The following is a 26,351-nucleotide window of genomic DNA, read 5'->3' as shown; positions in this document are numbered from 1 at the left end:
TTGGCCGTCTGTGAACAGAGGGAGAACTCGATGCCGTCGACCGCCCTGTCCGGGATACGCGTCCTCGATCTGTCCCGCGTCCTGGCGGCGCCCCTGGCCACCCAGCTGCTGGCCGACCTGGGCGCCGAGGTCATCAAGGTGGAACGGCCGGGCGTGGGTGACGACTCACGGACGTACGGGCCGCCCTTCGCCCGGGGGACGGACACCGCCGCCTTCTATCTCTCCTGCAACCGCAACAAGCGGTCCATCACCGTCAACCACGCCACCGCCGAGGGGCAGGAGCTGATCCGTGCCCTGGCCACCCGGTCGGACGTGCTGGTCGAGAACTTCCGGACGGGGACGCTCGCGAAGTACGGCCTCGGCCACGAGAGCCTGCTGGAGCTCAACCCGCGGCTGGTCTATCTCTCGGTGACGGGCTTCGGCCAGACCGGGCCGTACGCCGCGCGCCCCGGCTACGACGGCATCTTCCAGGCCATGTCCGGGATGATGAGCGTCTCCGGCCACCCCGAGGAACCGATGAAGGTCGGGGTCAGCATGGTCGACATCCTCACCGGCCTGTACGCCGCCACCGCGGTCCTGGCGGCCCTGCGGCACCGCGACGCCACCGGGGAGGGCCAGTTCATCGACCTGTCGCTGCTGGACTGCGGGTTGGCGTCGCTCTCGCACTTCGCGATGAACTACCTGGTCTCCGGTGAGGTGCCGGCCCGGCGCGGCAACGGCGGATACGGCGGCATCCCGTCCCAGGCGTTCCTGTGCAAGGACAAGCCGCTCTTCCTGGTCGCCGGCAACGACAAGCAGTTCGCCGCGTTCTGCGCGGCCGCCGACCGCACCGACCTGCTGCAGGACCCACGGTTCGCCACGACCTCCGCCCGGATCGCCCACCGCGAGGAGATCCTGCCGGTGCTGGAGGCGATCCTGCGCACCCGGACCCGGGACGAATGGCTGGCTGTACTCGACGCGCACGACGTGCCGGCGGGGCCGTTCAACGAGATGCCCGAGGTCTTCGCGGACCCGCAGATCCAGCACCGGGGCATGCTGGTCGAGGCCGACGACCCGGTGTCGGGTCGGCTGCCGTTGCTGGCCAATCCGATCCGGCTCACCGCGACACCGGTCGAGGGGTACGCTCCGCCGCCCGCGCTGGGTGAGCACACGGCACAAGTCCTGCGGAACCTGGTGGGGGTGACGCAGGCCCGGCTCTGCGAGCTGCGGAGGCGGGGGGTGGTGTGAGGTGGGCACAGCTCCACCTCAACCGATCGGCGTCCGCCCGCCCTCCAGCATCAGCGTCGCGCCGGTCAGATAGGCCATGTCGTCGCTGACCAGCGCGGCCACCGCCCGGCCGATGTCCGTCTCCGGGTCGCCCATCCTGCCCAGCGGGATACCGGCGACCACGCTCTCGGCCTTGGCCGGGTGGGCCGTGAAGTAGGCCTGGGCGGCCGGGCTCAGCGCGGCCGGGCAGACCACGTTCACCCGGATCCCGTACGGGCCCCACTCCCGCGCGGCGACCCTGGTCAGGCCCCGTACGGCCTCCTTGGCCATCGCGTACGCCGCGAAGCCGGCCTCACCCTGCACGGCGGCCGACGAACCGAGGTTGACGATGCTGCCGCGGCTCGCCTTCAGATGGGGCAGAGCCGACCGCATCGCATGGAAGACCGCCAACGGACCGCTGCGGTAGGCGAGTTCGACATCGTCGTACGACGTATGCTCCAGCGGGCGCTGCACCGAGCTCTGCGCGTTGTTGACCAGCACGTCCAGCCGGCCGAACTCCCGTACCGTCTCGGCCACCATACGGTCGACGTCGTCGCGTTCACCGACGTCCCCGACCACGGTGCGGGCCCGTCCGCCGCGCTCGGCGATCTCCCCGGCCGTGTCCTTGAGCCTGCCCTCGGTGCGGCCCGTGATCACCACCGCCGCCCCCTCCGCGGCCAGCGCGAGCGCGATGCCGCGGCCCACGCCCTGTCCGCCGCCGGTGACCAGGGCGGTCCTCCCCGACAACCGTGCCATCACGACTCCTTCCAGAAGGGTCCCCAGGAGGGAAAGGCCTCGGGCAGCGCGGGTTCGCCGGCCCCCTCCCAGGAGCCGAATCCCACCGCTTGGGGCCGCTCGGTCACGTCGGACGCGTACCAGTGCTGCTCACGGCGCCGCGAGAAGTACCACTCGCCGTCCACGCGCGCGTACTCGTCGAGGTACCGGATGGCCATGACGATCCACCGCTCCCCCACCTCGTGCTCGGCGCGGCAGTAGACGGAGCCGGTGGCCGTGTCGCGGCCGGTGAACTCGATGCGGTGGCCGCAGATCTGGTGGACCGAGCGGTGGAAACCCCTGACGAGGGGGGCGATGTGCGTCCGCAGCACCTCCCGGCCCCGACCGTGGCGCCCCATGTCGACGTCCGGCCGGAAGCAGCCGGTCCAGGCGTCGAGGTCGCGGGCGTCCACGGCGAGCGCGTAACGCACGGGAAGCTGCTGGATGGCCAGGTGCGACTCGACCCGGTCGAGGCGTTCCTCCAGCGACGTCATGGCCGGGGCTCCTTCGGCAGACCGAGGATCTGCTCCCCGATGATGTTGCGCTGGATCTCGCTGGATCCGCCGTAGATCGTCTCCGCCAGGGAGAGGAGGAAGGAGCGCTGCCGGGTGTCCAGACCGTAGTCCTCGCCGACGATCTGCCCGGCGGGGCCGGCCAGTTCCGCGGCGAGATGCCCGAGTTGCTGATGGCGTGTCGAGGCGTACAGCTTGGCCGTGGTGGCCTGGGCGCCCGGGGTGCGGCCCGCGGTGAGTTCGGCGAGGGTGCGGAGGTTGGTGGTGCGCATGATGCGCACGGAGATCCAGGCGTCGACGATGCGGCGGCGCAGCATCGGATCGTCGAACGCGCCCCGCTCCCGGGCCAGGCCGATCAGTGCCTCGGCCTCCCGCTCGAAGGTGAGCTGCTGAGGCAGGAGCGTGGTCCCGCGTTCGATGCCGAGTGTGGTCATCGCGGTGCGCCAGCCCTGACCCACCTCCCCGACGACCATGTCCGCTCCCGTGCGCGCGTCGGAGAGGAAGACCTCGGCGAACTCCTCCTGGCCGGCGAGATTGCGGATCGGGCGGATCTCCACCCCTGGCTGGTCCGTGGGCAGGAGCAGCATGGTCAGACCCTTGTGCCGGACGGAGTCCGGGTCGGTGCGGGTGAGGACGTAGAGCCAGTCGGCGTACATGCCGAACGAGGTCCACACCTTCTGTCCGTTGACCACCCAGCGGTCGCCGTCACGCTCGGCCCGGGTGCGCACGGAGGCCAGGTCGGAGCCGGCGCCGGGCTCGCTGAAGCCCTGGCCCCACAGTTCCTCGACGGCGAGAACCGGCGGCAGGAAGCGCTTCTTCTGTTCCTCGCTTCCCGCCTTGAGCAGCATGGGGCCGAGCAGGTCGAGGGCGTTGACGGTGGCCCGGTAGGGGGCGTTCGCCCGGGCGTACTCGTACTCGAAGACGATCTCCTCCAGGAGACCGAGCCCGCGTCCGCCGTATTCCTCGGGCCAGCCCACGCCCAGCCAGTTCCCCGCGGCCAGTTCGCGGTCCCAGGCGAGGCGGACGTCCCAGGCCGCGCCGTCGGTGGGGCCGCCCACACCCCTGTGCTCGGCGAACTCCCCCACCAGGTGGTCCGCCAGCCAGTCCCGCAGTTCGTCGCGGAAGCCTCGTACGGCGGGCCCGAAGTCCAGCTCCATGTCTGCCTCTCCCTGCCTCTCCCCTGGGGTCTCAGATGCCGAGCCGGCGGGCGAGCAGTTCTAGGTGGTACGAGGGTGTGCCCAGCAGTACCTCGGAACTCTTGGCCCGCTTGAAGTACAGGTGCGCGGGATGCTCCCAGGTGAAGCCGATCCCGCCGTGGACCTGGATGTTGTCGCCTGCGACCTTGGTGAACGCCTCCGAGCAGAAGGCCTGCGCCAGCGCCGCCGCGACGGCGATCTCCGTCTCGTCGCCGGTGTCCAGCGCCCACAGTCCGCCGTATGCGGCGGAGCGGGCGGACTCGATCTCCACCAGCATGTCGGCGCACTTGTGCTTGACCCCCTGGAACGAGCCGATGGGCCGCCCGTACTGCACCCGGATCCTGGCGTAGTCCACGGCGGCGTCCAGCGCGGCGGACGCGCCGCCGACCTGTTCCGCGGCGAGCAGGACGGCGGCGGTGGCCAGGGTGCGTCGCAGGGCGGGCCATGCCGTGCCCTCGGTGCCCAGCAGGCGGGCGGGGGTGTCCCTGAAGTCCAGCCGGGCCTGCTTGCGGGTCTGGTCGAGGGTGGGCAAGGGGGTGCGGGTGAGGCCCGGCGCGTCGGCGGCGTCGACGGCGAAGAGGCTCACCCCGCCGGGGGTGCGGGCGGCGACCAGGAGCAGGTCGGCCAGGTGTCCGTCGGGGACGTAGGTCTTCGTACCGGTCAGGCGCCATCCGGCGGCCGGGGCGTCGACCGCGGTGAGCCGGACGCCGGACTCGTCCCAGCGGCCGCCGGCCTCCGTCAGCGCCAGTGTGGCCACCGTCTTGCCGGCCGCGATGCCCGGCAGGAGGTCACGTCGGGCCTGCTCGTCGTCGCAGCGCAGCAGGGCCTCGGCGGCCAGGGCGACGGTGGCGAAGTACGGCCCGCACAGCAGTGCGCGCCCCGCCTCCTCGAAGACGACGCCGAGGTCGACGTAGCCGAAGCCCGAGCCACCGTACTCCTCGGGTACGGCGAGCCCCTGCAGGCCGAGTTCGCCGGCCATCCGCCGCCAGACGACGGCGTCATGGCCCCGCCGGTCGGCGGCCAGGCGGCGCACGGCCGCCTCGTCCGAGTACTTGGCCAGGAACGACCGTACGACCTTGCGCAGTTCGTCCTGTTCCTGGCTGAAGGTGAGATCCATGCCGAGCTTCCCGTCCTCGGTGTGGCACATGTACCGGCCGCTTGCCGCTCGCCTCTCGATACAGTTAGATAATTATAGTATCCGCACTGATTCCGCCAGGAGCGCGACGTGACCGATCTCTACGCCCCGTTCACGAGCCTGACCTTCGAGCGGCCCGCACCCGGCGTGCTGCGTGTCGTGCTCGACGCCCCGAACCTCAACGCGGTCGATCCGCGGATGCACGGTGAGCTGGCCGACATCTGGCCGGTGATCGACCGGGACGAGCAGACCCGGGTCGTCCTGGTCCAGGGGGCCGGCCGGGCGTTCTCGGCGGGCGGGACCTTCGACTCCATCGAGGCCATGACCGCGGACTACGCGGTGCGCGCCCGGGTGATGCGCGAGGCACGGGACATGGTCTACGGCGTGATCAACTGCTCCCGGCCGGTGATCTCCGCGATCCATGGTCCGGCGGTCGGTGCCGGGCTGGTCATCGGCATGCTGGCGGACATCTCCGTGGCCGCCCGCTCGGCGAAGATCGTCGACGGGCACACGCGCCTCGGGGTGGCCGCCGGCGATCACGCCGCCATCTGCTGGCCGCTGCTGTGCGGCATGGCCAAGGCCAAGTACTACCTGCTGACCTGTGAGGCGCTCACCGGCGAGGAGGCCGAGCGGATCGGGCTGGTGTCGAAGTGCGTGGCGGACGAGGACGTGCACGCCGAGGCGCTGCGCCTGGCGACCGCGTTGGCCGCCGGACCCGCCAGCGCCCTCAGCTGGACCAAGCGGTCCCTCAACCACTGGTACCGCACCGCGCAGCCGATCTTCGAGGCCTCGCTCGGGCTGGAGTTCCTCGGATTCGGCGGACACGAGGTCACGGAGGGTCTCGCCGCCCACCGGGACAAGCGCGCCCCGGACTTCGAGGGTGTAGGCGGCAAGCACCCCCTCGACCTGTGAACGCCGTGAACCCGAAGGCCCGTACGGAGAGGACCGCACGATGACGACGCAGCACACCACGACCGAAGTCGCCCCGCAGGTCAGGGGGTTGACGTACGAGGAGATGCCGGTCGGGCAGGTCTTCCGGACCGCCCGCCGGACCGTCACCGAGACCGACCTGGTCAACTTCATCACCTGGGGCGGCTTCACCGAGCCGCTCTTCTGGGACGCCACGCACGCGGCGGAGGGCGGGTACACCGGCCGGCTGGTCCCGGGTGGCCTGACGTACTGCCTCGCCGAGGGACTCGTCCTGCAGACGAACGTCCTGCACGGCACGGGCCTCGCCTTCCTGCACATGGAGCTGACCGTGCGGGGGCCGGTGTACGTGGGCGACACGCTGTACGCGATCGTGGAGACGACCGGGTGCCGCCCCTCCAGCAAGCCCGGCCGGGGCGTGGTGACGAGCAGGATCACCGTGCGCAACCAGCGGGACGAGGACGTCCTGGTCTACCGCCCGGTGCGGCTGATCCGCGGCCGGGACTACGAGGCGCCGACGCCCTGAGTGCGGGGCACGAGGGTCAGTCCGGTCTCCGGACCGGCAGCGGGTCCGGTGGGTGCGGCGGCGAACACTCCCGTGCGCACCCAGTCCGACGGCATCGCGGGCCGTGGCGCCGGCTCCCGGTCCGGGACCGCCATCGCGTACAGACGGGTGTAGCGGAACTTGGCCTCCAGGTTGTCGAGGACCGACCAGTACTCGTAGCCGCACACGTCCACCCCGGCCGCGGCGAGCCTCGCCAGCCAGGACAGGCGGGCCCGCAGCAGTTCCCGGCGCCGGGCGTCGTCACTGTGGCCGGTGTCGTCGACCAGGTCCAGGTCGCCCATGCCGTTGTCGACGACGGAGAGCGGCGGCAGCAGGTTCCCGTACAGGTCGCACAGGCCGGCGACGGCGTCGGCGAGCCCCTCGGGGATGACGGGCCAGCCGTAGGCGGTGGTCTCCACGTCGTCGAAGGGGACGATCGCGAAGCCGAGGGACACGAGCAGGCGGTTGACCTCGTTGAGCGCGCCGCGGCACCTCGCGGCCGGCAGCACCCGGGGCAGGTTCTCCGGTGCGGTGACCCGGAACGGGGTGTGCCAGGACAGGCACAGCAGGTCCTGGGCGGTGGCGATGACCTCCAGGTCGCCCGGACGTACACAGCCGGTGTCCTCCACCGGGGAGACGTCCTCCTCGGTCACCATGTGCTCGCCGAGCAGCAGGGGATCGAGGAAGATGCGGTTCGTCCAGCTCTCCAGGCGCTCCAGGGCCAGGCGGTCGTAGGGGTCGTCGGTGGCCGCGTAGCCGCCGACGAGGGTCACCGTCGTGCCCGTCCGGCCCCTGACGCCGGCGGCCCGGAGGGCCCGGGTGGCGAGCCCGCCCGCGAGCAGGATGTGGTGGACCGCGGGCAGCCCGGCCCGGCCGGCGCCCCGGCCCGGTGAGTACATACCGGCCACGTGGTCGGCGAGTGTGGGACCGGCCAGGTCGGTGGAGGTGATCCAGCGTTCCACCCGGTCGCCGAAACGGCGGCCCAGCTCGGCGGCGTACGCGGCGAAGTGCTCGGCGGTGTCGCGGGCCAGCCAGCCGCCGGCGGCGTCCAGCCACGGCGGCAGTGTGCGGTCGAGCAGGGTGAGAGCGGGCCGCGTCCCTTGTGCGAGCATGGCGTCGAGCGCGCGCTCGCAGCGGTCCAGCGCCTTCCGGTCCCAGCCACCGGGGCCCTCGGGCTGGAGCTGCGGCCATCCGGCGACCATGCGGTGTGTGTCCGCGGTGACGCCGAGCAGCCGCCGGATGTCGTCGGTCCACTGCCGGAAGTGTCCGCCGCGCTCCGGCGGGGGCGGCAGTGGGGCCGCCATGGTGTCCGCGGTGGCGACTCCCCAGTCGACACCGCGCAGGGACGTGTGCAGGAAACCATCGCTCATGGTTACCGTCCAGGGCGGTAAATGGTTCAGCGCATTCAACTGAATGCCAGCCGACCGGACGCTAACACCTCGGACAGACGACGACAATGTTTCGGCCGGATGTCCCTGTGCTACTCCCCGAAGGGACGGAACTCCTCCTCCTGCCACCAGGGGTACACGGGCGGCATGTCCTTGCTGACCCGGCCCGGGAAGGCCGGCGGCCGCTTGGCGAGGAACGACTCGACGCCCTCGACGGGGTCCGGGCCGCCGCCGATTTGGCTCATGATCCGCGAGTCGAGCCGGTGGGCGGTCATCGGGTGGGGCTCGCCGAGCATCCGCCACATCATCTGACGGGCGAGGGCGACCGAGATCGCCGAGGTGTGCCCGGCGATCTCCCGGGCGAGTTCGTACGCCGCCGGCAGCAGCTCCTGCGGTGGGTGGACGGAGCGGACCAGCCCGGCCTCCAGTGCCTCGTCCGGACCGAAGACACGGCCCGTCGCCACCCACTCCATGGCCCGCTGCATACCGACCGCCCGCGGCAGGAACCAGCTCGCCGCCGACTCCGGCACGATGCCCCGGCGCGCGAAGACGAAGCCGAACTTCGCCGAGGTCGACGCCAGCCGGATGTCCATGGGCAGGGTCATGCTGGCCCCGACGCCCGCCGCCGGGCCGTTGATCGCCGCGATGACCGGCTTGGTGCTGGCGAAGATCCGCAGCGCCACCCGTCCGCCGGTGTCCCGGTGCCAGGCGCCCGCCCGCCGGTGGTCGAAGGAGGAGCCTCCGGAGCTGACGTCGGCACCGGCGCAGAAGCCGCGTCCGGCGCCGGTCACCACGATCACCCGGACCTCGTCGTCCGCGTCGGCCGCGTCCAGGACGTCGAGCAGGTCCTGCATCATCCTGGGGTTGAAGGCGTTCAGCTTCTCCGGCCGGTCGAGGGTGACGGTGAGGATCCGGTCCGCCACCTCGGCCCGCACGCTCTCGTAACTCTGCTCCGGCATGCGCGTCCTCTCGTCACTCACGGGCGTCGCTCACGGGGTCATCAACGGGTGTCGCTCACGGGTGTCACCCACAGACCCGGTTCCCAGAAAGCTTAATTAGTTATACCATTCAACTCTACTGACTCGCTCGTGAATGATGGCGGTGGAGATGACGGATCTGGTGGTGACGGCCGTCGGGCCGGTCCGGCTGGTCGAGCTGAACCGGCCCGAGCAGCTGAACGCGATGAGCGAGGAGCTGCACACCGGCCTCACATCGGTGTGGGACGAGGTCTGTGCCGACCCGGAGGCGCGGGTGATCGTGCTCACCGGGCGCGGCCGGGCGTTCAGCGCGGGCGGCAACCTGGACACCATGAACCGGGTCCAGCACGACGGCGACTTCCGGGAGCGGCAGGTCGACGAGGCCCGCGGCATCATCACCGGCCTGGTCCGCTGTCCGCTCCCGGTGATCGCGGCGGTCAACGGCCCGGCCGTCGGCCTCGGTTGCAGCCTGGCCCTGCTCAGCGACCTGGTGCTGATCGCCGACGACGCCTACCTGGCCGACCCGCACGTCAAGGTCGGGCTTGTCGCGGGCGACGGCGGCGCGTTCGTCCTGCCGCTGCTCGTGGGGCTGACGCGGGCGAAGGAGCTGCTGTTCCTGGGCGACCGGGTGAGCGCCGAGGACGCGGTCCGGCTGGGCATCGCCAACCGCTCCGTGCCCGGGGACAAGCTCATGGACGAAGCCGTGGACCTGGCGGTGCGGCTGGCCGCCCTGCCCGCGCAGGCGCTGCGCGAGACCAAGCGCGCGGTCAACCGGCACCTGGAGCAGGCCCTCGACACGGTGATGGAACCGGCCCTGCTCGCCGAGCGCGCCACCATGCACTCGCCGGAGCACATCGCCGCGGTCGAGCGGATCACCGCGGCGCGCGGCCGCCGCTGAGCCGGAGAGGAGCATTCGATGGACTTCGCGTTCAGCGAGGAGCAGGAGGAACTGGAGCGCACGGTACGGGCGTTCCTGGCTCGGACCGCGCCCGAGACCGAGGTGCGGCGCCTCATGGAGACTCCGGAGGGCTTCGACCGGGCGCAGTGGCGCCGGATGGGCACCGAGCTGGGCCTTCAAGGGCTGGCCGTACCCGAGGAGTACGGCGGCGTCGGGTGCGGGCCGGTGGAGGTGGGCGTGGTCATGGAGGAGATGGGCCGTGCGCTGCTGTGCGCGCCGTTCCTGTCCTCGGCCGTGCTGGCGACGACCGCACTGCTGCGCAGCGCCGACGAGGAGGCCCGGAAGCGTCTGCTGCCCGGCCTGGCCGGCGGCGAGCTCGTCGCGACGCTGGCCCTGACGGAGGACTCCGCCCGCTGGGACACGACGGGGGTACGGCTCACCGCCCGCGAACGCGCCGGGAGCTGGGTGCTCTGTGGCCACAAGACGTTCGTCCTCGACGGCGCCACCGCCGATGTCGTCCTCACCGTGGCCCGTACCGACGACGGGATCGGTGTCTTCTGTGTGGACGGCGACGCGCCCGGACTGACCCGCGCCCCGCTGCCCACGCTGGATCCGACCCGCCGGCAGGCGCGCCTCGACTACCACGACGTACCGGCGACCCGGTTGCGGACGCACGGCGACGGCTGGGATCTGGTCGCGGAGGTCCTCGACCGGGGTGCCGTCGCACTGGCCGCCGAGCAGGTCGGGGTGGCCTCCCGTGCGCTCGACATGGCGGTGGAGTACGCCAAGGTGCGGCACCAGTTCGGGCGGCCCATCGGCTCCTTCCAGGCCGTCAAGCACCTCCTGGCCGACGTCCTGATGGAGGTGGAGTCGGCGCGCGCCGCCGCGCACTACGCGCTGCTCGCCGCCGAGAACGAGGATCCGGGACTGCCCGCCGTGGCGAGCCTCGCCAAGGCGTTCTGCTCCGACGCCTGTCTGCAGGCGACGGAGCAGAACATCCAGGTGCACGGCGGCATCGGCTTCACCTGGGAGCATCCGGCCCATCTGTATCTGAAGCGGGCCAAGACGTCACAGCTGCTGTTCGGCGACCCGGCGTACCACCGGGAACTGCTCGCACAGCGCATCGGGTTGGACACGGTCACGGTCGAGGGAGCGGCATGAAGGTCGACGGCAAGCTCAACGTATGGAGCTCCACGGGGGTCGTGGAGGAGGCCCGGCACCACGAAAAGGCCGGTTACGACGGGCTGTGGGCCTCGGAGTCCAAGCACGACCCGTTCCTGCCGCTGATGCTGGCCGCCGAGCACACCGACCGGCTCGAGGTCGGTACCGCGATCGCGGTGGCCTTCGCCCGCTCCCCCATGCAACTCGCGTACACCGCGCACGATCTGCAGTCGTACAGCGGCGGGCGGTTCTCGTTGGGCCTGGGCAGCCAGATCAAACCCCACATCGAGCGGCGCTTCGCCATGCCGTGGAGCCGGCCGGCGGCGCGCATGCGGGAGTACGTGAGCGCGCTGCGCGCCATCTGGGCCGCCTGGAACGAGGGCGAGCGGCTGGACTTCCGCGGTGACTTCTACTCGCACACGCTGATGTCCCCGTTCTTCTCTCCCCCGCCCGCCACCGGCGGGGCCCCCGCCGTGTTCGTGGCAGCCGTCGGTGAGGCGATGACGCGGGTGGCGGGCGAGGTGGCCGACGGGCTGCTCGCACACGGCTTCACCACCGAGCGGTATCTGCGCGAGGTGACCCTGCCGACCGTCGAGGAAGGGCTCGCGGCGTCCGGCCGCACGCGCGCGGACTTCGCCGTCTCCCATCTGCTGCTCACCGCGACCGGCCGCACCGAGGAGGAGATGGCCCGCGCGATCGACGGCACCCGCGGCCAGATCGCCTTCTACGGCAGCACACCCGCCTACCGGGGCGTACTGGAGCTGCACGGCTGGGGGGAACTCGGTGACGAGCTGCACGCGTTGTCGACGTCCCGCCGCGAGGACAAGTGGGAGGCGATGACCCGGCTGGTCGACGACGAGGTCCTGAACACCTTCGCGGTGGTGGCGGAGCCGGAGCGGGTGGCCGGCGAGATCCGGCGCCGGTACGGGGCGCTGGTCGACCGCGTGTCCTTCTACACGGCGTACGAGATCGACGCCGAGGTGTGGGAGCCGATCGTGCGCGAGCTGCGCGACAGCTGAACGCTCAGCCGAGCAGGTCCAGGACCGTCGTCATGGACCTGTTCCGCAGCAGATAGTCCTCGGCCTCCTGCAGATGCACGCGCCACAGCTCCTCCGCGGCCTCGGGCCGGGACGCGGCCACCAGGTCGACGAGCGCTCCGTGGGCGCGGAAGCCCCGGCGGTTGGCCCGGATGTTCTCGGGGCTGCCGGCGTCGAGGTCGACGTGGGACCAGTTCGCCTGGTCGATGATGTGGCGGACCATGCCGTTGAGAACGCTGAGCGTCTCGTTGCGGGCCAGTTCGACGACGAGGGCGTGGAACTCCATGTGGGCGCGGATGAACGCCGACGGGTCGCCCATCAGCCGCTCCGCCTCGGCGACGGCGGCCCGCAGCCGGCGCAGGTCCTGGTCCGTGCGCCGCGCGGCCAGCAGACCGGCGCAGGGCGCCTCGATCACCGTACGGGCGTCGTACACGTCCTTGAGGGTCGTACCGCGGTACTCCAGGACCACGCCCGCATAGCGGGCGGCCACCATGCCCTCCGGGACCTGCACCCGTGCCCCGCCCCGGGCTCCCCGGCGCACACTGATCAGCGACTCCGACTCCAGCACCCGGAACGCCTCGCGCAGTGTCGGCCGGGAGACGGCGAACTCCTCCATGAGCGCCGTCTCGGACGGCAGCGCGTCGCCCTCGGCCAGTTCGCCGCGCACGATCATCCGGCGCAGTCGTGCCGCCACCAGCTCGGCCATCTTGGGGACCCGTACCGGCGTGTTCGCCACCGCGCCCACCTCCGCCCTCAGTGAGTGTTCTCCGGTACGAAGTACGGCAGCGCGATCTCGTCGGTGAGGGCGCGGAACTCCACGCGTACGCGCAGACCGATGACGACCTCGCCGGGGTCCCCGGCGACCACGTGCGACAGCAGCGCGCCCCCGTCGTCCAGGTCGATCACGGCCAGCGCGAAGGGCGTGGTGAAGCCGGGTCCGGGGGCGCGGTGCACGACGGTCACCGAGTACACGCTTCCCCGCCCGGCGCTCGGGGCGTACCGCCAGTCCGGCGACATGCAGCCGGGGCAGGCGGGTTCAGGGACGAAGAAGCGCAGATCGCAGGCCTTGCAGTACGGGACGACCAGGTCTCCGCGCCGGGCCGCTTCCCAGAAGGGCCTCGACAGCTCGGTGGGGACGGGTACGGGCCGGCTCATCGCATCCTCCCCAGTACGCTCATCTCGTAGTGCTGTGCTCCCGAGCCGGCGTTGCCCACGACCGCCAGCTCGGCGCCGTCGACCTGGTGCACCGCCGTGCCGCGCAACTGCCGTACGGCCTCGACTACTTTGAGGGTCATCTGCTGCGTCCCGTTCCAGGCGTACGACAGACAGCCGCCGTCCGGGTTGACGGGATGCCTGCCGCCGACGGCGATGGCGCCGCTCGCGGCCAGCGGTCCGCCCTCCCCCTCCCCGCACAGTCCGAGGATCTCCAACTGCCGGATGACCTCGAAGGAGTTGGGGTCGTAGAGGGAGAAGACGTCCACGTCGTCGGGACGCACTCCGGCCATGGCGTAGGCACGGGTGGCGGCGTCCCGGCCGAGCTGTCCGACCTCCCGGTGCAGCGCCGGGTTGGCGTACGCGGCCTGGTGGTACTGCATGCCGCCGCCGAGTACGGCGACGGGCGGGTGCGGCAGGTCCCGGGCGCGCTCGGCGGTGGTCACCACGATCGCGGCACCGCCCTCGCCGACGATGCAGCAGTCCAGCAGATGGAAGGGGGTGGCCACCATCCGGGAGGCGAGCACGTCGTCGGCGGTGTACGGGCCCCGGCCGTACATCATCGCCTCCGGGTTGGTGGTGCCGTTGTTGCGGATCGTGGCGGCGACCTGTGCGAGCTGGCGGGAGGTCGTTCCGTACTCGTGCATGTGCCGTGCGGCCACCAGCGCGAACTGGGCGACGACATAGCTGCCCCACACATCGGCGAACTCCAGCGGCACTCCGGCGCCGACGGGTCCCGCCCCGCGCGAGACCAGCTTGCAGCCGCCGACCACGACGGTGTCCGCGAAGCCTGCCCGGACGGCCGCCGCCGCTTTCAGCAGGCCCCGTGAGCCCGCGTTGTCGAGCATCGAGTCGCTGGTCCAGCTCAGGTCGCGGCCGAGCATGCGCGCCCAGGAGCTGCCCTCGCCCGGCACACCGCCCGGGCCCGGCCAGTCGACCTGGGCCCCGTCGACGTCCGCCGGCGTCAGTCCGGCGTCCTCGACGGCGCCGCGCACGGCTTCGAGGGCGAGATCCATGGCGTCGCGGTGCGGCAGCGAGAGTGCCTGCTCGGTGGCGTGCACTCCGACGACGACGGGCCGGCGGTCGTTCACTCGCTCACCGTCCGGCGCCGAGCGAGTCGCCGCCGGGATAGCCGCCGCCGCCGAAGCGCTCGTCGAGGGCCGCGTAGTCCTTGGCGAAGTCCTTGGTGCGCGGCAGCGCCTCGACGAACTCCACCGTCTTCGGCTTCTTGTACGAGGCGATCCGCGCCCGGCAGTGCTCGATGACGTCCGCCGCCGTGATCGGATCGGCGCCCTGATGCAGCACCACGACCGCCTTGACGTCCTGCGCCCAGCGCTCGTTGGGCACGCCGATCACGGCGGCCTCCTTCACCGCGGGGTGCGCTTCGATGCAGTTCTCGACCTCGGCCGGGAAGATGTTCTCGGCCGCCGACTTCAGCATCCGGGTCGTGGTCCCGAGGAAGCTGATCGTGCCGTCGGGCTCGCGCCGTCCGAGGTCGGTGGTGTGCCACCAGCCGAAGCGGAAGCGCTCCTCGTTGATCTGCGGCCGGTTCCAGTAGCCGAGGTGCACGAGGTCGCCGCGGACACAGATCTCGCCGGCCACCCCGACCGGGCACTCCCCGCCGGTGCTGTCGAGGATGCGTACGGCGGTGACGGGGCCCGGGCGTCCCGCGTTGCCGGTGCCCGTGCCGCCGTAGGCGCCGGTCACCGCGAAGCCGGTGACCTCGGTCTGCCCGTAGCCGCGGCCCTCGCCGCCGCCGTTGCGCGTGAAGCGGCTGGTGTCCGTGGGCACGGTGCCCTGCCACAGGGGTGCGGCGACGCTCGCCCGCAGGTGGGACAGGTCGTGTCCGGTCTCGCGGTTCAGCTCGACCAGCTGGGCGATGGTCGGCGGCATCAGATAGGCGTGGGTGCACCGCTCCGCCGCCAGCAGCGGGAGCAGCTCCTCGGCGACCACACGGCGGACGATCACGTTCTTGCCTCCGTGGACGAAGGCCGGGACACCCCAGAACTGGTAGTTGCCGATGTGGAACATCGGTCCGGCGCCGAGGAAGGCGGTCTCCGTACCGATGTCCCCCATCCAGGCGGCGCTCGCCCCCATCGCGAGCAGGTTGCGGTGCGAGAGCATCGAGCCGCACTGCCGTCCGGAGATCGCCGCGGTGTAGATGACCAGCAGGGCGGAGTCGGGGTCGACGTCGAGGGCCGGGTCCTCGGCCGGACCGGAGGCCAGGAAGGACTCGTACGAGCCGGGTCCCTCGGTGTCGTGCCGCAGCCACAACGCGCCGTGCTCGGTGCCCAGTTCGGCCCGGGCCTTGCCGACGGTGTCGCCGATCTCCTCGTCCTGCCAGACCACGACCTTGGGGTCGAAGTCCTCGACCGCGAACGCCATTTCGGGGGCGGCCCAGCGCCAGTAGCCGGGGCAGACCATGGCGCCGGTCTTCGCGGCGGCGCCGAGCAGCTCCCAGATACGGAAGGAGTTCTGGCCGAGCCACAGGATGCGGTCGCCCGGGCCGACGCCCGCGGCCGTCAGGGCGTGGGCGAGCCGGTTGGTGCGTTCGTCGAACTGCGGCCAGGTCAGCCGGACGTCGCCGTCGACGAGCGCGACGCCTTCGGGGTAGGACCTGCGGTGCTCGCGGATGATGTCGCCGAACGTCAGGCGGCGGGCGCGGGGGCCCAAAGGGGTGTCCCCGGGAGGATTGGACACGTTGTTTCTCCTGTGAGGTCTCGTCAGGCGCGGGCTACGCCAACGCCCTTGACGCTGATGAACTCGTCGAGCCCGGCCCGGCCGCCCTCCCGGCCGAAACCGCTGATCCCGACCCCGCCGAACGGTGTGGCGGGCGAGGTGATCGGGTTCGGGCCGGGGTTGACGTAGACCGTCCCGGCTCTCAGGCGGGGCACAAGACGGTTGACGCGTGCGATGTCACGGGACTGGATGTAGGCGGACAGCCCGTACTCGGTGTCGTTGGCGAGGGCGACGGCCTCGTCCTCCGTGTCGAACGGGGTCAGGGCGAGGACCGGGCCGAAGATCTCCCGCTGGGCGAGGTCGCTGCGGTTGTCGACGTCGGCGAAGACGGTCGGGGAGACGAAGTAACCCGCCGCGTCGATGCGTTCGCCTCCGTACACGAGCCGGCCCGTTCGTTCGTCGACCGCCGTGTCGATGACGTTCCGGACGCGGTCGCGGGCGGCCGCGTCGATGAGCGGGCCGATGTAGGTGGCCGGATCGAGCGGGTCGCCCACGGGCAGGTGGGCGACGACTCCGACCACGCGCGCGACGACCTCGTCGTAGACCGGACGCTCCACCAGCAGCCGGGTGGGCAGTGCGCAGCCCTGGCCGGTGTTGCTCATGGCGAAGGCCGCGCAGTACGGCACGACGGTGTCCAGGTCGGTGTCGGCGAAGAGCAGATTGGCGGACTTGCCGCCCAGTTCGAACACGACGGGTTTGAGGCTCCGGGCGGCACTCGCCATGATGCGGCGCGCGGTGGCGGGCCCGCCCGTGAAGGAGATCTTGTCGACGCCGGGGTGCGTCACCAGGGCCTCGCCCGCGTCGCCGAGTCCGGTGACGACGTTGATCACGCCGTCGGGGATGCCCGCCTCACGGGCCAGGTCGGCGAAGAGCAGCGCGGAGAACGGTGTCGACTCGGCCGGTTTGATGACCACGGTGTTCCCGGCGGCCAGGGAAGGCGGCACCTTCATCGCCAGGGACAGCGCGGGTGAGTTCCAGGTGATGATGTGACCGATGACGCCGTACGGCTCGGCGAGGGTGTACTCGACGTGCTCGTGCGGGCTGTAGGCGGCGCCGACCATGCCCTCGATCTTGTCGGCCCAGCCGGCGTAGTACTCGGTCCACTCGGCGACGTGTGCTCCGACGTTCTCGGCCCAGCCGCCGACGCAGACGCCGTTCTCGAGCGGACAGATCGCGGCGAAGTCCGCGATGTGCTCGCGGATGAGCCGGGCGAAGCGGATGAGCAGGCGGCGGCGCTCGGCGGGCCGCATGGTGCCCCACACCTCGAAGGCCTGGCGGGCCGCGGCCACGGCCTGGTCGACCTCGGCGGGTCCGGCGAGCGGGACGCGGGCCTGGACGAGACCGGTCGCCGGGTTGATGTGCTCGTGCAGGCCGCCGCTCGCCTCGCCGAGATCCTTGCCGCCGATGACGAGCCGGGGGCGCGGCAGGTCCCGCTCGGCCCGTTCCTGGTGCAGCTTCACGTCGACCGTGACCACGGTGCCTCCCGGAGCCCGCTGCCCTGACCTACTGTACAGCTTAAATAGATAACCTATTTAGCCGAACCAATCAATGCTCCGCACAGGCCTCGCGATGTCCTCACACCCCCAGCGACCGCCCGACGATCTCCTGCATGATCTCCGAGGTGCCGCCGAACACCCGCTGCACCCGGCTGTCCCGCCAGATGCGCGCGATCTCGTACTCGTTGACGTAGCCGTAACCGCCGAACAACTGCATGCAGCGGTCGATGACCTCCCAGCCGGTCTCCGTGGTCCAGTACTTGGCCGCGGCGGCCTCCTCGGCCGTCAGCTCGCCCTGGAAGAGGGCCATGATGCAGCCGTCCAGATAGACCCGGGCGACGGCCAGCCTGGCCTTGATGTCGGCGAGCGCGAACCTGTTGGCCTGGAACGCGCCGATGGGCCGGCCGAAGGCGGTGCGCTCCTTGGCGTACTCCAGCGCGCACTCGAAGGCCCGCTCGGCGGAGGCGAGCGCGGCGACGGCGATGGCGAGCCGCTCGGTCGGGAGGTTGCCCATCATGTGGTAGAAGCCCCGGCCCTCCTGCCCGATGAGGTTCTCGGCGGGGACGCGGACCTCGTGGAAGAAGAGTTCGGCGGTGTCCTGGGCCTTCATGCCGACCTTGTCGAGCTTGCGTCCGCGTTCGAAGCCCTCGGCGCCGCGCTCGACGACGATCAGACTGATGCCCTTGTGCCCGGCGTCCGGGTCGGTCTTGCAGGCGACGATGACCAGGTCGGCCAGGATGCCGTTGGTGATGAAGGTCTTGGAGCCGTCGATCACCCATGCGTCGCCGTCGCGGCGGGCAGTGGTGCGGATGCCCTTGAGGTCGGACCCGGCGGCCGGCTCGGACAGCGCGAGCGCGCAGATCGTCTCACCGGCGATGACGCCGGGGAGCCAGCGGGCCTTCTGCGCCGGGGTGGTCAGGTGCATCAGATAGGGCGGGATGACGTCGTTCTGCAGGCCGAGCCCGATGCCGACCGAGCCTGTGGCCGCCATCTCCTCGGCCATGATGGCGTTGTAGCGGAAGTCCCAGATCCCCTGGCCGCCGTACTCCTCGGGGAACTGCCAGCCGATGAGTCCGGCCTTGCCCGCGGCCGTCCACGCGGCGCGGCTGACCTGCCCCTCACGTTCCCACTCCGCCGCGTACGGGGCGCATTCCCGCAGGTAGTAGGAGCGGGCGGTCTCCCGGAACAGCTCGTGCTCGTCGGTGAAGATCGTACGGCGCATGCTCGACTCCGCTCCTGGGTCTCACGTACTCTACATCTCGCTTATTTAGCTGAAGTAGTTATACGATAGCGCTGTTTCTGGAGCCGGGCGAGGGAGGACGCGTGAGCGTACGGGACAAGGTGGCGCTCGTCACCGGGGCGGGACGCGGCATCGGCGAGGCGATCGCCGACCGGCTCGCCGACCGGGGAGCCGCGGTCGCCGTCTGCGACCTGGACGCGGAGGCCGCGGAGAAGGTCGCGGCGCGGCTCGCGGAGCGGTACGCGGTGCGGGCCACGGGAGTCGGCGCGGACATCTCCGACAGCGCGGCCGTACACGCGGCCGTGGAGCGGGTGACGGCCGCGCTCGGCCCGGTGGACGTACTGGTCAACAATGCCGCGGTCGATGTCATCGGCCGGTTCGTCGACAGCGACGAGGACACCTGGGACCGGATCATCGCCGTCAATCTGCGCGGCACGATCACGATGACCCGGGCAGTGCTCGACCCGATGATCGAACGCGGCGGCGGCCGGATCGTCCACGTCGCCTCCGACGCCGGCCGGGTCGGCTCCTCCGGCGAGGTCGTGTACTCCGCGACCAAGGGCGGCGTCATCGCCTTCGGCAAGGCCCTCGCCCGCGAGGTCGCCCGGTACGGCATCACCGTGAACAGCGTCTGTCCCGGGCCGACCGACACCGCCCTGCTCGGGCAGGTCGCCGAGTACAGCCCGAAGATGTACGACGCGACCGTGCGGGCGATCCCGCTGCGCCGCGTGGCCCAGCCCGCCGAGATCGCCGGCGTGGTGGCCTTCCTCGCGTCCGACGACGCCGCCTACATGACCGGGCAGACGCTCTCGGTCAGCGGCGGCCTGACGATGGTCTGAGGTGGGCGCGGTGCTGCGTGTGGAACTCCGCGACGGTCTCGCCGTGCTGACCCTGGACCGGCCCGGGCAGCTCAACGCCATCGGCTCCGGCATGGTGGAGCGACTGACCCGGGCACTGGACGACGTCCGCGACGACGAGGACGTACGCGCCGTGGTGCTGACCGGTGCGGGCCGGGCCTTCTCCGCCGGTGCCGACCTCGGTGAGATCGAGTCGTTCGTCTCGCCGGGCCAGTTCCGGGCGTTCGTGGGACGCCTGACCGACGCCTACGCGCTCCTGGAGGACTTTCCCAAGCCTTCGGTCGCCGCCGTCCACGGATTCGCCTTCGGCGGCGGTCTGGAGCTGGCGCTCGCCTGCGACCTGCGGGTGGTGGAGCGGGGTGCGCGGCTCGGGCTGCCCGAGATGAAGCTCGGCGTCCTGCCGGGCGCGGGCGGCACCCAGCGGCTGCCGCGTCTGGTGCCGCCCGCGATCGCCAAGCAGATGATCCTCACCGGTGAACCGATCGACGCTGAGCGTGCCTGGCAGCTCGGACTGGTCAACGAGCTGGCCGAGCCCGGCGGAGTGCTCGCCGCCGCCGAGAAGCTGGCCGGGGGGCTGACGGCCGGGGCGCCGCTCGCGCTCGCGGCGGGCAAGCAGCTGATCGATCACGGACTCGGCATGGACCTGCGGACGGCGATCGAGTACGAGCGCGAGACCGTCTCGGTGCTGTTCACCACCGAGGACCGGCAGGAAGGCCTCAAGGCCTTCCGCGAGCGCCGACCGGGAGAGTTCCGCGGCCGGTAGGCCGCGGAAGGCATCCCCGTCGCTTTGCATCCCCGTCACTTTTCAACCGGAGGTGGGCCGTGCGGCCGCTGGAAGGCATTCGTGTGGTCGAGCTGGGCATGTGGGTGGCGGCACCGGCCGCGGCCACCATGCTCGCCGACTGGGGTGCGGACGTGGTGAAGGTGGAGGCGCCGGCCGGCGACCCGAACCGGTACACGCTCCGGCACGTCGGTCAGGACATCGACAGCGCGCCCCCGTTCGAGACCGACAACCGGGGCAAGCGCGGGATCGTCCTCGACCTGCGGTCCCGGGAGGGCAAGGAGACGCTGGAGCGGCTGCTGGAACGCGCCGACGTCTTCGTCACCAACCTGCGCCCCGGCGCACTGGAGCGGCTCGGGCTGGCCCCGGACGAGCTACGGGCCCGCCACCCCCGCCTGGTCGTCGGCACGCTGACGGGCTACGGCTGGGCGGGAGCCGAGCGCGACCGGGCCGGATACGACGTCTCCGCCTTCTGGGCCCGGCCCGGCATCGCCGCCATGCTGAACCCCGCCGGTGAGCCACCGCCCGGCATCCGGCCCGGACTGGGCGACCGTACGGCCGCGTCCAACCTGGTGGCGGGCGTGCTGGCCGCGTTGCTGCGGCGCGCGCGCACCGGCGAGGGCGGCGTGGTGGACGTGTCGCTGCTGCGGTCCGGGACGTACGCCAACGGCAACGACCTCGCCCTGCAGAACTTCTTCGGCAGGCGCGGCCGCACCCGCCACCGCACCGAGCACGAGTCCCCGCTCTACAACTGCTACCGGGCCGCCGACGACCGCTGGTTCTGGCTCGTCGGCCTGGAGGGCAACCGGCACTGGCCCGGGGTCGTCAGGGCGCTCGGCCGCGAGGACCTGTCGGGCGACGAGCGGTTCTCCACCGGCAAGGCCCGTCGCGGCCATGTGCGCGAGCTGATCGCCGTGTTCGACGAGGAGTTCGCGAAGCGGCCGCTTCAGGAGTGGGCTGCGCGGTTCGACGCGGAGGGCGTGTGGTGGGCGCCCGTGCAGACCCTGGCGGAGGTGTCCGCCGATCCGCAGGCGGAGGCGGTGGGGGCGTTCGTCGAGCAGCCCGGCATGGGCGACGCCCCGCCGCTCAGGACGGTGGCGACGCCGGTCAGCTTCTGGGGCGTCGACGACAAGCCGCGCACCGGCGCACCGGCGCTGGGCGAGCACACCGACGAAGTACTCGACGAGCTGGGCCGGACTGGGAGGTAGGACGTGGGCATCCTCGACGACAAGGTCGCCATCGTGACCGGCGGCGGCAGGGGGCTGGGTCGGGCGCACTGCCTGGCGCTGGCCGAGGCCGGTGCCACGGTGGTGGTGAACGATCCGGGCTCGGGCGTGCACGGCGAGCGGACGGGGGACTCCCCCGCCGACGACGTCGTCACGGAGATCACCAAGCTTGGTGGCCGTGCGGTCGCCAACCACGCGTCGGTGACGGACTGGGCGGCGACGGAGGCGATGGTCGCGGACACCGTCGCGGAGTTCGGGCGCCTCGACATCGTGGTGAACAACGCGGGGATCGTGCGGGACCGCATGCTGTTCTCGATGTCCGAGGCCGAGTTCGACGCCGTGATCGCGGTGCATCTGAAGGGCACCTTCGCGCTCACCCGGCACGCGTGCGCGTACTGGCGCGAGGCGTCGAAGCGGGGTGAGCGCGTCGCCGGCCGTGTCATCAACACGACGTCCGGGACGGGCTTGTTCGGCAACCAGGGTCAGTCCAACTACGGTGCCGCGAAGGCCGGGATCGCCGGGCTCACGGTCCTCACCGCCCTGGAGATGCGCCGGTACGGCGTCACCGCGAACGCCATCTCGCCCATCGCGGCCACGCGGATGACGGACGGACTGGACGTCGGCGCGTCCCTGCGGGCCACCGACGACTTCGACCCGCGCGACCCCGCCAACGCCTCCGGTGTCGTCGTCTACCTGGCCTCCGACAGCGCGGCCTGGCTGACCGGCCAGGTCCTGCGCATCGAGGGCAACCGGCTGAACCGCCTCCAGGGCTGGACCGTCACCGGTGTCCACCCCAGCCGGTCCGGCAAGGCCCTCACCTACGAGGAACTGGTCGAGGGAGTACCGCGGTTGTACGGGGTCGCGCCTGCGGGCCGGGCCACGGGAGTGGGTCAGTGAAGGGCCACGACGCCGCCGCTCTGGTCCTGCGCGCCACCCTCGGCCCGATGCTCTTCGCCCACGGCTGGAACAAGGTCGCCGGACCGGGCGGGCTGGGGGGCACGACGGCCTGGTTCGACGCGCTGGGACTGAAGCCCGCCGAGGTGCACGCCCGCATGGCCGCCGGAACCGAGATGGCGGCGGGCGTGGGCATCGCCCTGGGCGCGGCGAGCCCCCTCCCGGCGGCGGCGGCCGTCGGCCTGATGACGGTGGCCGCGCGGACCGACCATCGCGGCAAGGGCTTCTTCGTCTTCAAGGGCGGCTGGGAGTACGTCGGTGTGGTGGGCGGCGCGGCGGTGGCACTGGCCGCCCTGGGCAACGGCCGGTACTCGCTCGACGCTCTAGCGGGCCGTCGACGCGCCGGTGCGAAACCCGCGTTGCTGGCCGCGGCACTCGGCACGGCGAGCGCGGCGGCACTGCTGGCGGTGTGCTACCGGCCGGAGCCCGGCACGCCGCAAGAGACAGATGACTGAGAGCAGAAAAGGGAGTCGACATGGACGCGGCTGACTTCAGCGCGGTGCTGTCCGAGGTCCGGCGCTTCGTCAGGGAGCGCGTCGTGCCGCTCGAGGCGGAGATCGACGAGAAGGACGAGATGCCCGCGGACATCCGCGATGCGGCGAGGAAGATGGGTCTGTTCGGCTTCGCGCTGCCCGAGGAGTACGGCGGGCTGGGGCTGTCGATGTACGAGGAGGCCCAGTTGATGTTCGAGCTGGGCTACACCACGCCGTCGCTGCGTTCGATGTTCGGGACGAACAACGGCATCGCCGGACACGTGCTGATGGTCGGCGGCACGGAGGAGCAGAAGGCCGAGTGGCTGCCGAGGATCGCCTCGGGCGATGTCCTGGCGTCGTTCGCGCTCACCGAGCCGGACGCGGGTTCGGACCCGTCGACCCTGACCACACGGGCCGTGCGGGACGGCGACGACTGGGTGGTCAACGGCGCCAAGCGGTACATCACCAACGCCCCGCTCGCCGACGTGTTCATGGTCTTCGCCCGCACCGACCCCGACGCTCCGCGCACCCGTGGCATCTCGACGTTCCTGGTCCCGGCCGGCACCCCGGGACTCACCGTGGCTCCGCGGGACCACAAGATGGGCCAGTTCGGCGCCTGGACCGCGGACGTGTACTTCGACGACGTACGCGTCCCGGCCACCGCGCTGGTCGGCGGCGACGCGGGGCTGAACCGGGGCTTCAACACGGCGATGGGCTGTATCGCGCACGGCAGGGTGCACATCTCGTCCCTGTGCGTCGGCATGGCCGAGCGCCTGGTCGACGAGTCGGTCGCCTACGCCCGCACACGCCGCCAGTCCGGCAGGCTCATCGGTTCCTTCCAGCTCGTCCAGGGCCTGATCGCCGACTCGATGACCGACTACTACGCCGGGCGCGCCACGGTCCTGGAGGCCGCCCGCGCGTTCGACGCCGGGACGGACACCAAGGTCGGCCCGTCCTGCACGAAGTACTTCGCCAGTGAGATGGTCTGGCGGGTCGCGGACCGCGCGGTGCAGATCCACGGCGGCGCGGGATACATGCGCGGGGTCGCCGTCGAGCGCTTCTACCGCGATGCCCGGCTGTTCCGCATCTACGAGGGCACCAGCCAGATCCAGCAGGTCATCATCGCCAAGGCGCTGCTGGGCGAGGCGGCGCGCGGCTGACCGCCGCGGACATGAGCGAAGGCCCCGGGTTCTCCCGGGGCCTTCGCCTTCCCACGGCCGTCGGTCAGATCCCGAGCCGGTCCAGCAGCCGCTCGTGGTAGACCGCCGGCCCTCCGAACAGCAGCTGCGAGGACTTGGCCCTGCGGAAGTACAGGTGGGCCGGGTGCTCCCAGGTGAAGCCGATGCCGCCGTGGACCTGGATGTTCTCCATCGCCGCGACCATGTACGCGCGTGAGCAGCAGGCGTGTGCCACGGCGGCGGCGACCGGGAAGTCCGGCGCGTCCTCGGCGGCCAGCAGCGCCGCCTCACGGGAGGACGCCTCGGCCAGTTCCACCTGGACGAGCATGTCGGCGCACTTGTGCTTGACGGCCTGGAAGGAGCCGATCGGCCGGCCGAACTGGTGCCGGGTGCGGGCGTACTCAGCGCTCATCTCCAGACACCGGCGGGCCCCGCCCGACTGTTCGGCGGCCAGCGCGACCGAGGCCACGTCCAGGACCCGGGCCATGATGCGTCCGCCCGCCCCGTCCGTGCCGACGAGGGTCGCGGGTGCGGCGTCGAACGTCAGCCGGGCCATGGACCGGGTGGCGTCCAGGGTCTCCAGCGGTTCGGCGGACAGTCCCGCCGCCGACCGGTCGACGGCGAACAACGACGGACCGGCGACGGTGCGGGCGACGACAAGGACCAGATCGGCGGTCGTGCCGTCGATGACGAAGCACTTGCGGCCGCTCAGCCGCCAGCCGCCGTCCACGCCCGGCAGGGCGCGCACGGTGATCAGCGCGGGGTCCCAGGAGCCGTCGTCCTCGGCGACGGCGAGGGTGCCCGTCGTCCGGCCGGCCGCGATGCCGGGCAGATGGCGCGCGCAGGCCTCGCTGTCGCCCGAGGCCAGCAGGGCCTGCGCCGCGAGGACGACGGTGGCGAAGAAGGGCGCGCACAGCAGGGCACGGCCCATCTCCTCCATGACGACGCCTAGTTCGACGAGGCCGAACCCGTCACCGCCGTACTCCTCCGGGATCGTGAGGCCCGGCAGGCGCAGTTGGTCGGCCGCCTGCGCCCACACCGCCGAATCGAAGCGCGGCTCGCTCTCCATGAGCTTGCGTACGGCTTCCTCGGGCGACTTGGCTTCCAGGAACTCCCGTACGGAACGCCTGAGTTCCCGCAGCTCTCCTTCGTCCGCACTCATGCGCGTGCCTCCTTCGGCAGGCCGAGGACCCGTTCGGCGAGGATGTTCTTCATGATCTCCTCGGTACCGCCGAGGATGCGCAGCGCCGGTGTGGCCAGCAGGAGTTCGGACCAGGCGTACGTGCCCCAGCGGCCGGTGTCGGCGATGATGCGGGGGCCCAGGCACTCGGAGACGAAGTGGGCTGCCCGGGTGAGGTTCTGACCGTACATCAGCTTGGCGACGGACCTCTCGGGGCCGGGGGCGGTCCCGGCGCGCAGGGTGCGCTGGGCGCGGTCGTTGAGGTAGCCGGTGGCCAGGGCGTCCACGAGGAGTTCGGCGAGGCGTCCGCGCAGGGCGCGGTCGTCCCAGGTCCAGGTGGCGCGCATGAGTGCCGAGAGGCGGTCCGGGGACAGGGCGGCGGCCACCGGGCCCGCGCCCTCGGTGCCGACCGTGTTGCGCTCGTTCATCAAGGTGGTCAGGGCGACCGTCCAGCCGCCGTCGACCTCGCCGAGGCGGTGGTCGTCGGGGACGTGGACGTCGGTGAGGAAGACCTCGTTGAAGTCGGCGCCGCCGGTCATCTGCCGCAGTGGCCGGACCTCGACGCCGGGGGCGTCCATGGGGACCAGGAAGGCGGTGATGCCGCGGTGCTTGGGCGCGTCGGGGTTCGTGCGGGTCAGCGCGAGCCCGATCTGGCTGTGGTGGGCGACCGACGTCCACACCTTCTGCCCGTTCAGCACCCAGTCCCCGCCCGCGCGGACGGCCCGGGTCGCCACGCTCGCCAGGTCGGACCCGGCGCCGGGCTCGCTGAAGAGCTGGCAGGCGATGGCGTCCCCGCGGTACATCGCGGGCAGCCAGCGTTCCTTGATGTGGGGCTGGGCGTGGGCGAGGATCGTCGGCCCGATCATGCCGAGGCCGACGACGCCGAGCACACCGGTGTCGGGGACGTCGTACTCGGACTCGATCGCGTCGTAGAGCAGATCGTGGACCGGGGTCAGGCCCCGGCCGCCGTACTCGGGCGGGCCGGTGATCCAGCCGAAGCCGTTTCCGTGGCGGGTCCGCTGCCACTCGCGGGCCCGCCGGACGTGTTCCGCCTCCTGTTCGGGCGGGAGGCTGCTGAAGTAGGCCATCGAGTCGTCGCCCTCGCCCCAGGTGACGGCGGCGCGGTCGGGGGCCTTCGCCGCGTGGGCGTCGAGGAAGCGGCGCACCTCGTCGGCGAAGTCCCGCATGTCGTGCGTTTCGTGGAGCGAGCCCATTGCGCAG

The 26,351-nt window shown here is 71.7% G+C and carries 26 protein-coding genes; 12 read left to right on the top strand and 14 right to left on the bottom strand.

Features of this window, described 5'->3' with window-relative positions; all coding sequences use genetic code 11:
- Window positions 1-30: 30 nt before the first annotated feature.
- Window positions 31-1,227: a CaiB/BaiF CoA transferase family protein gene (locus tag ACFY0F_RS07555; RefSeq protein ID WP_388790376.1), complete on the top strand. Its 1,197-nt coding sequence runs from the start codon at window positions 31-33 to the stop codon at window positions 1,225-1,227.
- An 18-nt stretch (window positions 1,228-1,245) separates the two neighbouring features.
- Here the strand turns inward: ACFY0F_RS07555 and ACFY0F_RS07550 are convergent, their stop codons facing one another.
- Genes ACFY0F_RS07550 through ACFY0F_RS07535 form a run of 4 tightly spaced genes read right to left on the bottom strand, consistent with a single transcriptional unit; the run spans window position 1,246 to window position 4,844 of the window.
- The gene (locus ACFY0F_RS07550; protein WP_388790373.1) at window positions 1,246-2,001 is read right to left on the bottom strand and encodes an SDR family NAD(P)-dependent oxidoreductase; all 756 of its coding nucleotides are present in this window, start codon (window positions 1,999-2,001) and stop codon (window positions 1,246-1,248) included.
- Entirely contained in the window at window positions 2,001-2,513 is a 513-nt protein-coding gene (locus ACFY0F_RS07545; RefSeq protein WP_388790370.1) for a nuclear transport factor 2 family protein, read from the bottom strand. The genes ACFY0F_RS07550 and ACFY0F_RS07545 overlap by 1 nt, the downstream gene beginning before the upstream one ends.
- Entirely contained in the window at window positions 2,510-3,688 is a 1,179-nt protein-coding gene (locus tag ACFY0F_RS07540; protein ID WP_388790368.1) for an acyl-CoA dehydrogenase family protein, read from the bottom strand. The genes ACFY0F_RS07545 and ACFY0F_RS07540 overlap by 4 nt, the downstream gene beginning before the upstream one ends.
- Before the next feature lie 31 nt (window positions 3,689-3,719).
- Window positions 3,720-4,844, bottom strand: coding sequence for an acyl-CoA dehydrogenase family protein (locus ACFY0F_RS07535; protein ID WP_388790366.1), 1,125 nt, complete (start codon window positions 4,842-4,844; stop codon window positions 3,720-3,722).
- A gap of 108 nt (window positions 4,845-4,952) precedes the next feature.
- Here ACFY0F_RS07535 and ACFY0F_RS07530 point away from each other — a divergent pair, with 108 nt between their 5' ends.
- Together ACFY0F_RS07530 and ACFY0F_RS07525 are read left to right on the top strand one after the other, a co-directional pair.
- Window positions 4,953-5,774, top strand: a complete 822-nt coding sequence (locus tag ACFY0F_RS07530; RefSeq protein ID WP_388790364.1) for an enoyl-CoA hydratase/isomerase family protein — start codon at window positions 4,953-4,955, stop codon at window positions 5,772-5,774.
- A gap of 40 nt (window positions 5,775-5,814) precedes the next feature.
- The gene (locus ACFY0F_RS07525; RefSeq protein ID WP_388790360.1) at window positions 5,815-6,315 is read left to right on the top strand and encodes a MaoC family dehydratase; all 501 of its coding nucleotides are present in this window, start codon (window positions 5,815-5,817) and stop codon (window positions 6,313-6,315) included.
- On the opposite strand, the gene ACFY0F_RS07520 is transcribed toward ACFY0F_RS07525, so the two are convergent.
- Both ACFY0F_RS07520 and ACFY0F_RS07515 read right to left on the bottom strand, forming a co-directional pair.
- On the bottom strand, window positions 6,294-7,703 hold the full coding sequence (locus ACFY0F_RS07520) for a family 1 glycosylhydrolase (RefSeq protein WP_388790357.1): 1,410 nt from the start codon (window positions 7,701-7,703) through the stop codon (window positions 6,294-6,296). The two genes, ACFY0F_RS07525 and ACFY0F_RS07520, sit on opposite strands and share 22 nt — an antisense overlap.
- A gap of 110 nt (window positions 7,704-7,813) precedes the next feature.
- The gene (locus ACFY0F_RS07515; protein ID WP_388790354.1) at window positions 7,814-8,680 is read right to left on the bottom strand and encodes a crotonase/enoyl-CoA hydratase family protein; all 867 of its coding nucleotides are present in this window, start codon (window positions 8,678-8,680) and stop codon (window positions 7,814-7,816) included.
- A 148-nt stretch (window positions 8,681-8,828) separates the two neighbouring features.
- Here ACFY0F_RS07515 and ACFY0F_RS07510 point away from each other — a divergent pair, with 148 nt between their 5' ends.
- From ACFY0F_RS07510 to ACFY0F_RS07500, 3 genes are read left to right on the top strand one after another with little or no spacing between them, the layout of a single operon-like run.
- Window positions 8,829-9,596, top strand: coding sequence for an enoyl-CoA hydratase/isomerase family protein (locus ACFY0F_RS07510; protein ID WP_388790352.1), 768 nt, complete (start codon window positions 8,829-8,831; stop codon window positions 9,594-9,596).
- Between the two features lie 18 nt (window positions 9,597-9,614).
- Window positions 9,615-10,757 (top strand): acyl-CoA dehydrogenase family protein, encoded by a 1,143-nt coding sequence (locus tag ACFY0F_RS07505; RefSeq protein WP_388790349.1) that lies wholly within the window; start codon window positions 9,615-9,617, stop codon window positions 10,755-10,757.
- The gene (locus tag ACFY0F_RS07500) at window positions 10,754-11,776 is read left to right on the top strand and encodes an LLM class F420-dependent oxidoreductase (RefSeq protein ID WP_388790347.1); all 1,023 of its coding nucleotides are present in this window, start codon (window positions 10,754-10,756) and stop codon (window positions 11,774-11,776) included. Before ACFY0F_RS07505 ends, ACFY0F_RS07500 begins: the two co-directional genes overlap by 4 nt.
- Window positions 11,777-11,780: 4 nt before the next feature.
- Here the strand turns inward: ACFY0F_RS07500 and ACFY0F_RS07495 are convergent, their stop codons facing one another.
- The 6 genes from ACFY0F_RS07495 to ACFY0F_RS07470 all read right to left on the bottom strand — a co-directional run bounded on the left by ACFY0F_RS07495 (window position 11,781) and on the right by ACFY0F_RS07470 (window position 18,463).
- Window positions 11,781-12,530, bottom strand: coding sequence for a FadR/GntR family transcriptional regulator (locus ACFY0F_RS07495; RefSeq protein WP_388790344.1), 750 nt, complete (start codon window positions 12,528-12,530; stop codon window positions 11,781-11,783).
- Window positions 12,531-12,547: 17 nt separating this feature from the next.
- On the bottom strand, window positions 12,548-12,949 hold the full coding sequence (locus ACFY0F_RS07490; RefSeq protein ID WP_388790341.1) for a Zn-ribbon domain-containing OB-fold protein: 402 nt from the start codon (window positions 12,947-12,949) through the stop codon (window positions 12,548-12,550).
- Window positions 12,946-14,097 carry a thiolase family protein gene (locus ACFY0F_RS07485; protein WP_388790339.1) on the bottom strand — a complete coding sequence of 384 codons (1,152 nt, stop codon included), beginning with the start codon at window positions 14,095-14,097 and terminating at the stop codon, window positions 12,946-12,948. The genes ACFY0F_RS07490 and ACFY0F_RS07485 overlap by 4 nt, the downstream gene beginning before the upstream one ends.
- 4 nt (window positions 14,098-14,101) lie before the next feature.
- Window positions 14,102-15,706: an AMP-binding protein gene (locus tag ACFY0F_RS07480; RefSeq protein WP_388790336.1), complete on the bottom strand. Its 1,605-nt coding sequence runs from the start codon at window positions 15,704-15,706 to the stop codon at window positions 14,102-14,104.
- Window positions 15,707-15,729: 23 nt separating this feature from the next.
- Window positions 15,730-17,220 (bottom strand): aldehyde dehydrogenase family protein, encoded by a 1,491-nt coding sequence (locus ACFY0F_RS07475; protein ID WP_388790334.1) that lies wholly within the window; start codon window positions 17,218-17,220, stop codon window positions 15,730-15,732.
- A 100-nt stretch (window positions 17,221-17,320) separates the two neighbouring features.
- Entirely contained in the window at window positions 17,321-18,463 is a 1,143-nt protein-coding gene (locus tag ACFY0F_RS07470; protein ID WP_388790331.1) for an acyl-CoA dehydrogenase family protein, read from the bottom strand.
- 101 nt (window positions 18,464-18,564) lie between these two features.
- On the opposite strand from ACFY0F_RS07470, the gene ACFY0F_RS07465 reads away from it, so the two are divergent.
- From ACFY0F_RS07465 to ACFY0F_RS07440, 6 genes are read left to right on the top strand one after another with little or no spacing between them, the layout of a single operon-like run.
- On the top strand, window positions 18,565-19,320 hold the full coding sequence (locus ACFY0F_RS07465; RefSeq protein WP_388790328.1) for an SDR family NAD(P)-dependent oxidoreductase: 756 nt from the start codon (window positions 18,565-18,567) through the stop codon (window positions 19,318-19,320).
- 10 nt (window positions 19,321-19,330) lie between these two features.
- The gene (locus ACFY0F_RS07460) at window positions 19,331-20,101 is read left to right on the top strand and encodes an enoyl-CoA hydratase/isomerase family protein (protein WP_388790326.1); all 771 of its coding nucleotides are present in this window, start codon (window positions 19,331-19,333) and stop codon (window positions 20,099-20,101) included.
- A 59-nt stretch (window positions 20,102-20,160) separates the two neighbouring features.
- Window positions 20,161-21,327: a CaiB/BaiF CoA transferase family protein gene (locus ACFY0F_RS07455; protein WP_388790323.1), complete on the top strand. Its 1,167-nt coding sequence runs from the start codon at window positions 20,161-20,163 to the stop codon at window positions 21,325-21,327.
- A gap of 3 nt (window positions 21,328-21,330) precedes the next feature.
- Window positions 21,331-22,242, top strand: coding sequence for an SDR family NAD(P)-dependent oxidoreductase (locus tag ACFY0F_RS07450; RefSeq protein ID WP_388790320.1), 912 nt, complete (start codon window positions 21,331-21,333; stop codon window positions 22,240-22,242).
- Complete coding sequence (locus tag ACFY0F_RS07445) at window positions 22,239-22,754, top strand: DoxX family protein (protein WP_388790317.1); 516 nt, start codon at window positions 22,239-22,241, stop codon at window positions 22,752-22,754. The genes ACFY0F_RS07450 and ACFY0F_RS07445 overlap by 4 nt, the downstream gene beginning before the upstream one ends.
- Before the next feature lie 20 nt (window positions 22,755-22,774).
- Window positions 22,775-23,932, top strand: a complete 1,158-nt coding sequence (locus ACFY0F_RS07440; RefSeq protein WP_388790315.1) for an acyl-CoA dehydrogenase family protein — start codon at window positions 22,775-22,777, stop codon at window positions 23,930-23,932.
- A gap of 64 nt (window positions 23,933-23,996) precedes the next feature.
- On the opposite strand, the gene ACFY0F_RS07435 is transcribed toward ACFY0F_RS07440, so the two are convergent.
- Window positions 23,997-25,112 carry an acyl-CoA dehydrogenase family protein gene (locus ACFY0F_RS07435; protein WP_388790312.1) on the bottom strand — a complete coding sequence of 372 codons (1,116 nt, stop codon included), beginning with the start codon at window positions 25,110-25,112 and terminating at the stop codon, window positions 23,997-23,999.
- Window positions 25,109-26,344, bottom strand: coding sequence for an acyl-CoA dehydrogenase family protein (locus ACFY0F_RS07430; protein ID WP_388790310.1), 1,236 nt, complete (start codon window positions 26,342-26,344; stop codon window positions 25,109-25,111). Before ACFY0F_RS07430 ends, ACFY0F_RS07435 begins: the two co-directional genes overlap by 4 nt.
- Between the last annotated feature and the right edge of the window lie 7 nt (window positions 26,345-26,351).

The organism is Streptomyces sp. NPDC001544 (assembly GCF_042894285.1).
Taxonomy (GTDB): Bacteria; Actinomycetota; Actinomycetes; order Streptomycetales; family Streptomycetaceae; genus Streptomyces.
This window is presented reverse-complemented; position numbering and strand designations above follow the sequence as displayed.

Bases quoted from the DNA above. Each gene is read 5' to 3' on its own strand.
- ACFY0F_RS07520 (WP_388790357.1), bottom strand. From the start codon at position 7,703: ATGAGCGATGGTTTCCTGCACACGTCCCTGCGCGGTGTCGACTGGGGA.
- ACFY0F_RS07440 (WP_388790315.1), top strand. From the start codon at position 22,775: ATGGACGCGGCTGACTTCAGCGCGGTGCTGTCCGAGGTCCGGCGCTTC.
- ACFY0F_RS07540 (WP_388790368.1), bottom strand. From the start codon at position 3,688: ATGGAGCTGGACTTCGGGCCCGCCGTACGAGGCTTCCGCGACGAACTG.
- ACFY0F_RS07510 (WP_388790352.1), top strand. From the start codon at position 8,829: ATGACGGATCTGGTGGTGACGGCCGTCGGGCCGGTCCGGCTGGTCGAG.
- ACFY0F_RS07435 (WP_388790312.1), bottom strand. From the start codon at position 25,112: ATGAGTGCGGACGAAGGAGAGCTGCGGGAACTCAGGCGTTCCGTACGG.
- ACFY0F_RS07500 (WP_388790347.1), top strand. From the start codon at position 10,754: ATGAAGGTCGACGGCAAGCTCAACGTATGGAGCTCCACGGGGGTCGTG.
- ACFY0F_RS07505 (WP_388790349.1), top strand. From the start codon at position 9,615: ATGGACTTCGCGTTCAGCGAGGAGCAGGAGGAACTGGAGCGCACGGTA.
- ACFY0F_RS07525 (WP_388790360.1), top strand. From the start codon at position 5,815: ATGACGACGCAGCACACCACGACCGAAGTCGCCCCGCAGGTCAGGGGG.
- ACFY0F_RS07470 (WP_388790331.1), bottom strand. From the start codon at position 18,463: ATGCGCCGTACGATCTTCACCGACGAGCACGAGCTGTTCCGGGAGACC.
- ACFY0F_RS07545 (WP_388790370.1), bottom strand. From the start codon at position 2,513: ATGACGTCGCTGGAGGAACGCCTCGACCGGGTCGAGTCGCACCTGGCC.
- ACFY0F_RS07535 (WP_388790366.1), bottom strand. From the start codon at position 4,844: ATGGATCTCACCTTCAGCCAGGAACAGGACGAACTGCGCAAGGTCGTA.
- ACFY0F_RS07490 (WP_388790341.1), bottom strand. From the start codon at position 12,949: ATGAGCCGGCCCGTACCCGTCCCCACCGAGCTGTCGAGGCCCTTCTGG.
- ACFY0F_RS07550 (WP_388790373.1), bottom strand. From the start codon at position 2,001: ATGGCACGGTTGTCGGGGAGGACCGCCCTGGTCACCGGCGGCGGACAG.
- ACFY0F_RS07555 (WP_388790376.1), top strand. From the start codon at position 31: ATGCCGTCGACCGCCCTGTCCGGGATACGCGTCCTCGATCTGTCCCGC.
- ACFY0F_RS07430 (WP_388790310.1), bottom strand. From the start codon at position 26,344: ATGGGCTCGCTCCACGAAACGCACGACATGCGGGACTTCGCCGACGAG.
- ACFY0F_RS07515 (WP_388790354.1), bottom strand. From the start codon at position 8,680: ATGCCGGAGCAGAGTTACGAGAGCGTGCGGGCCGAGGTGGCGGACCGG.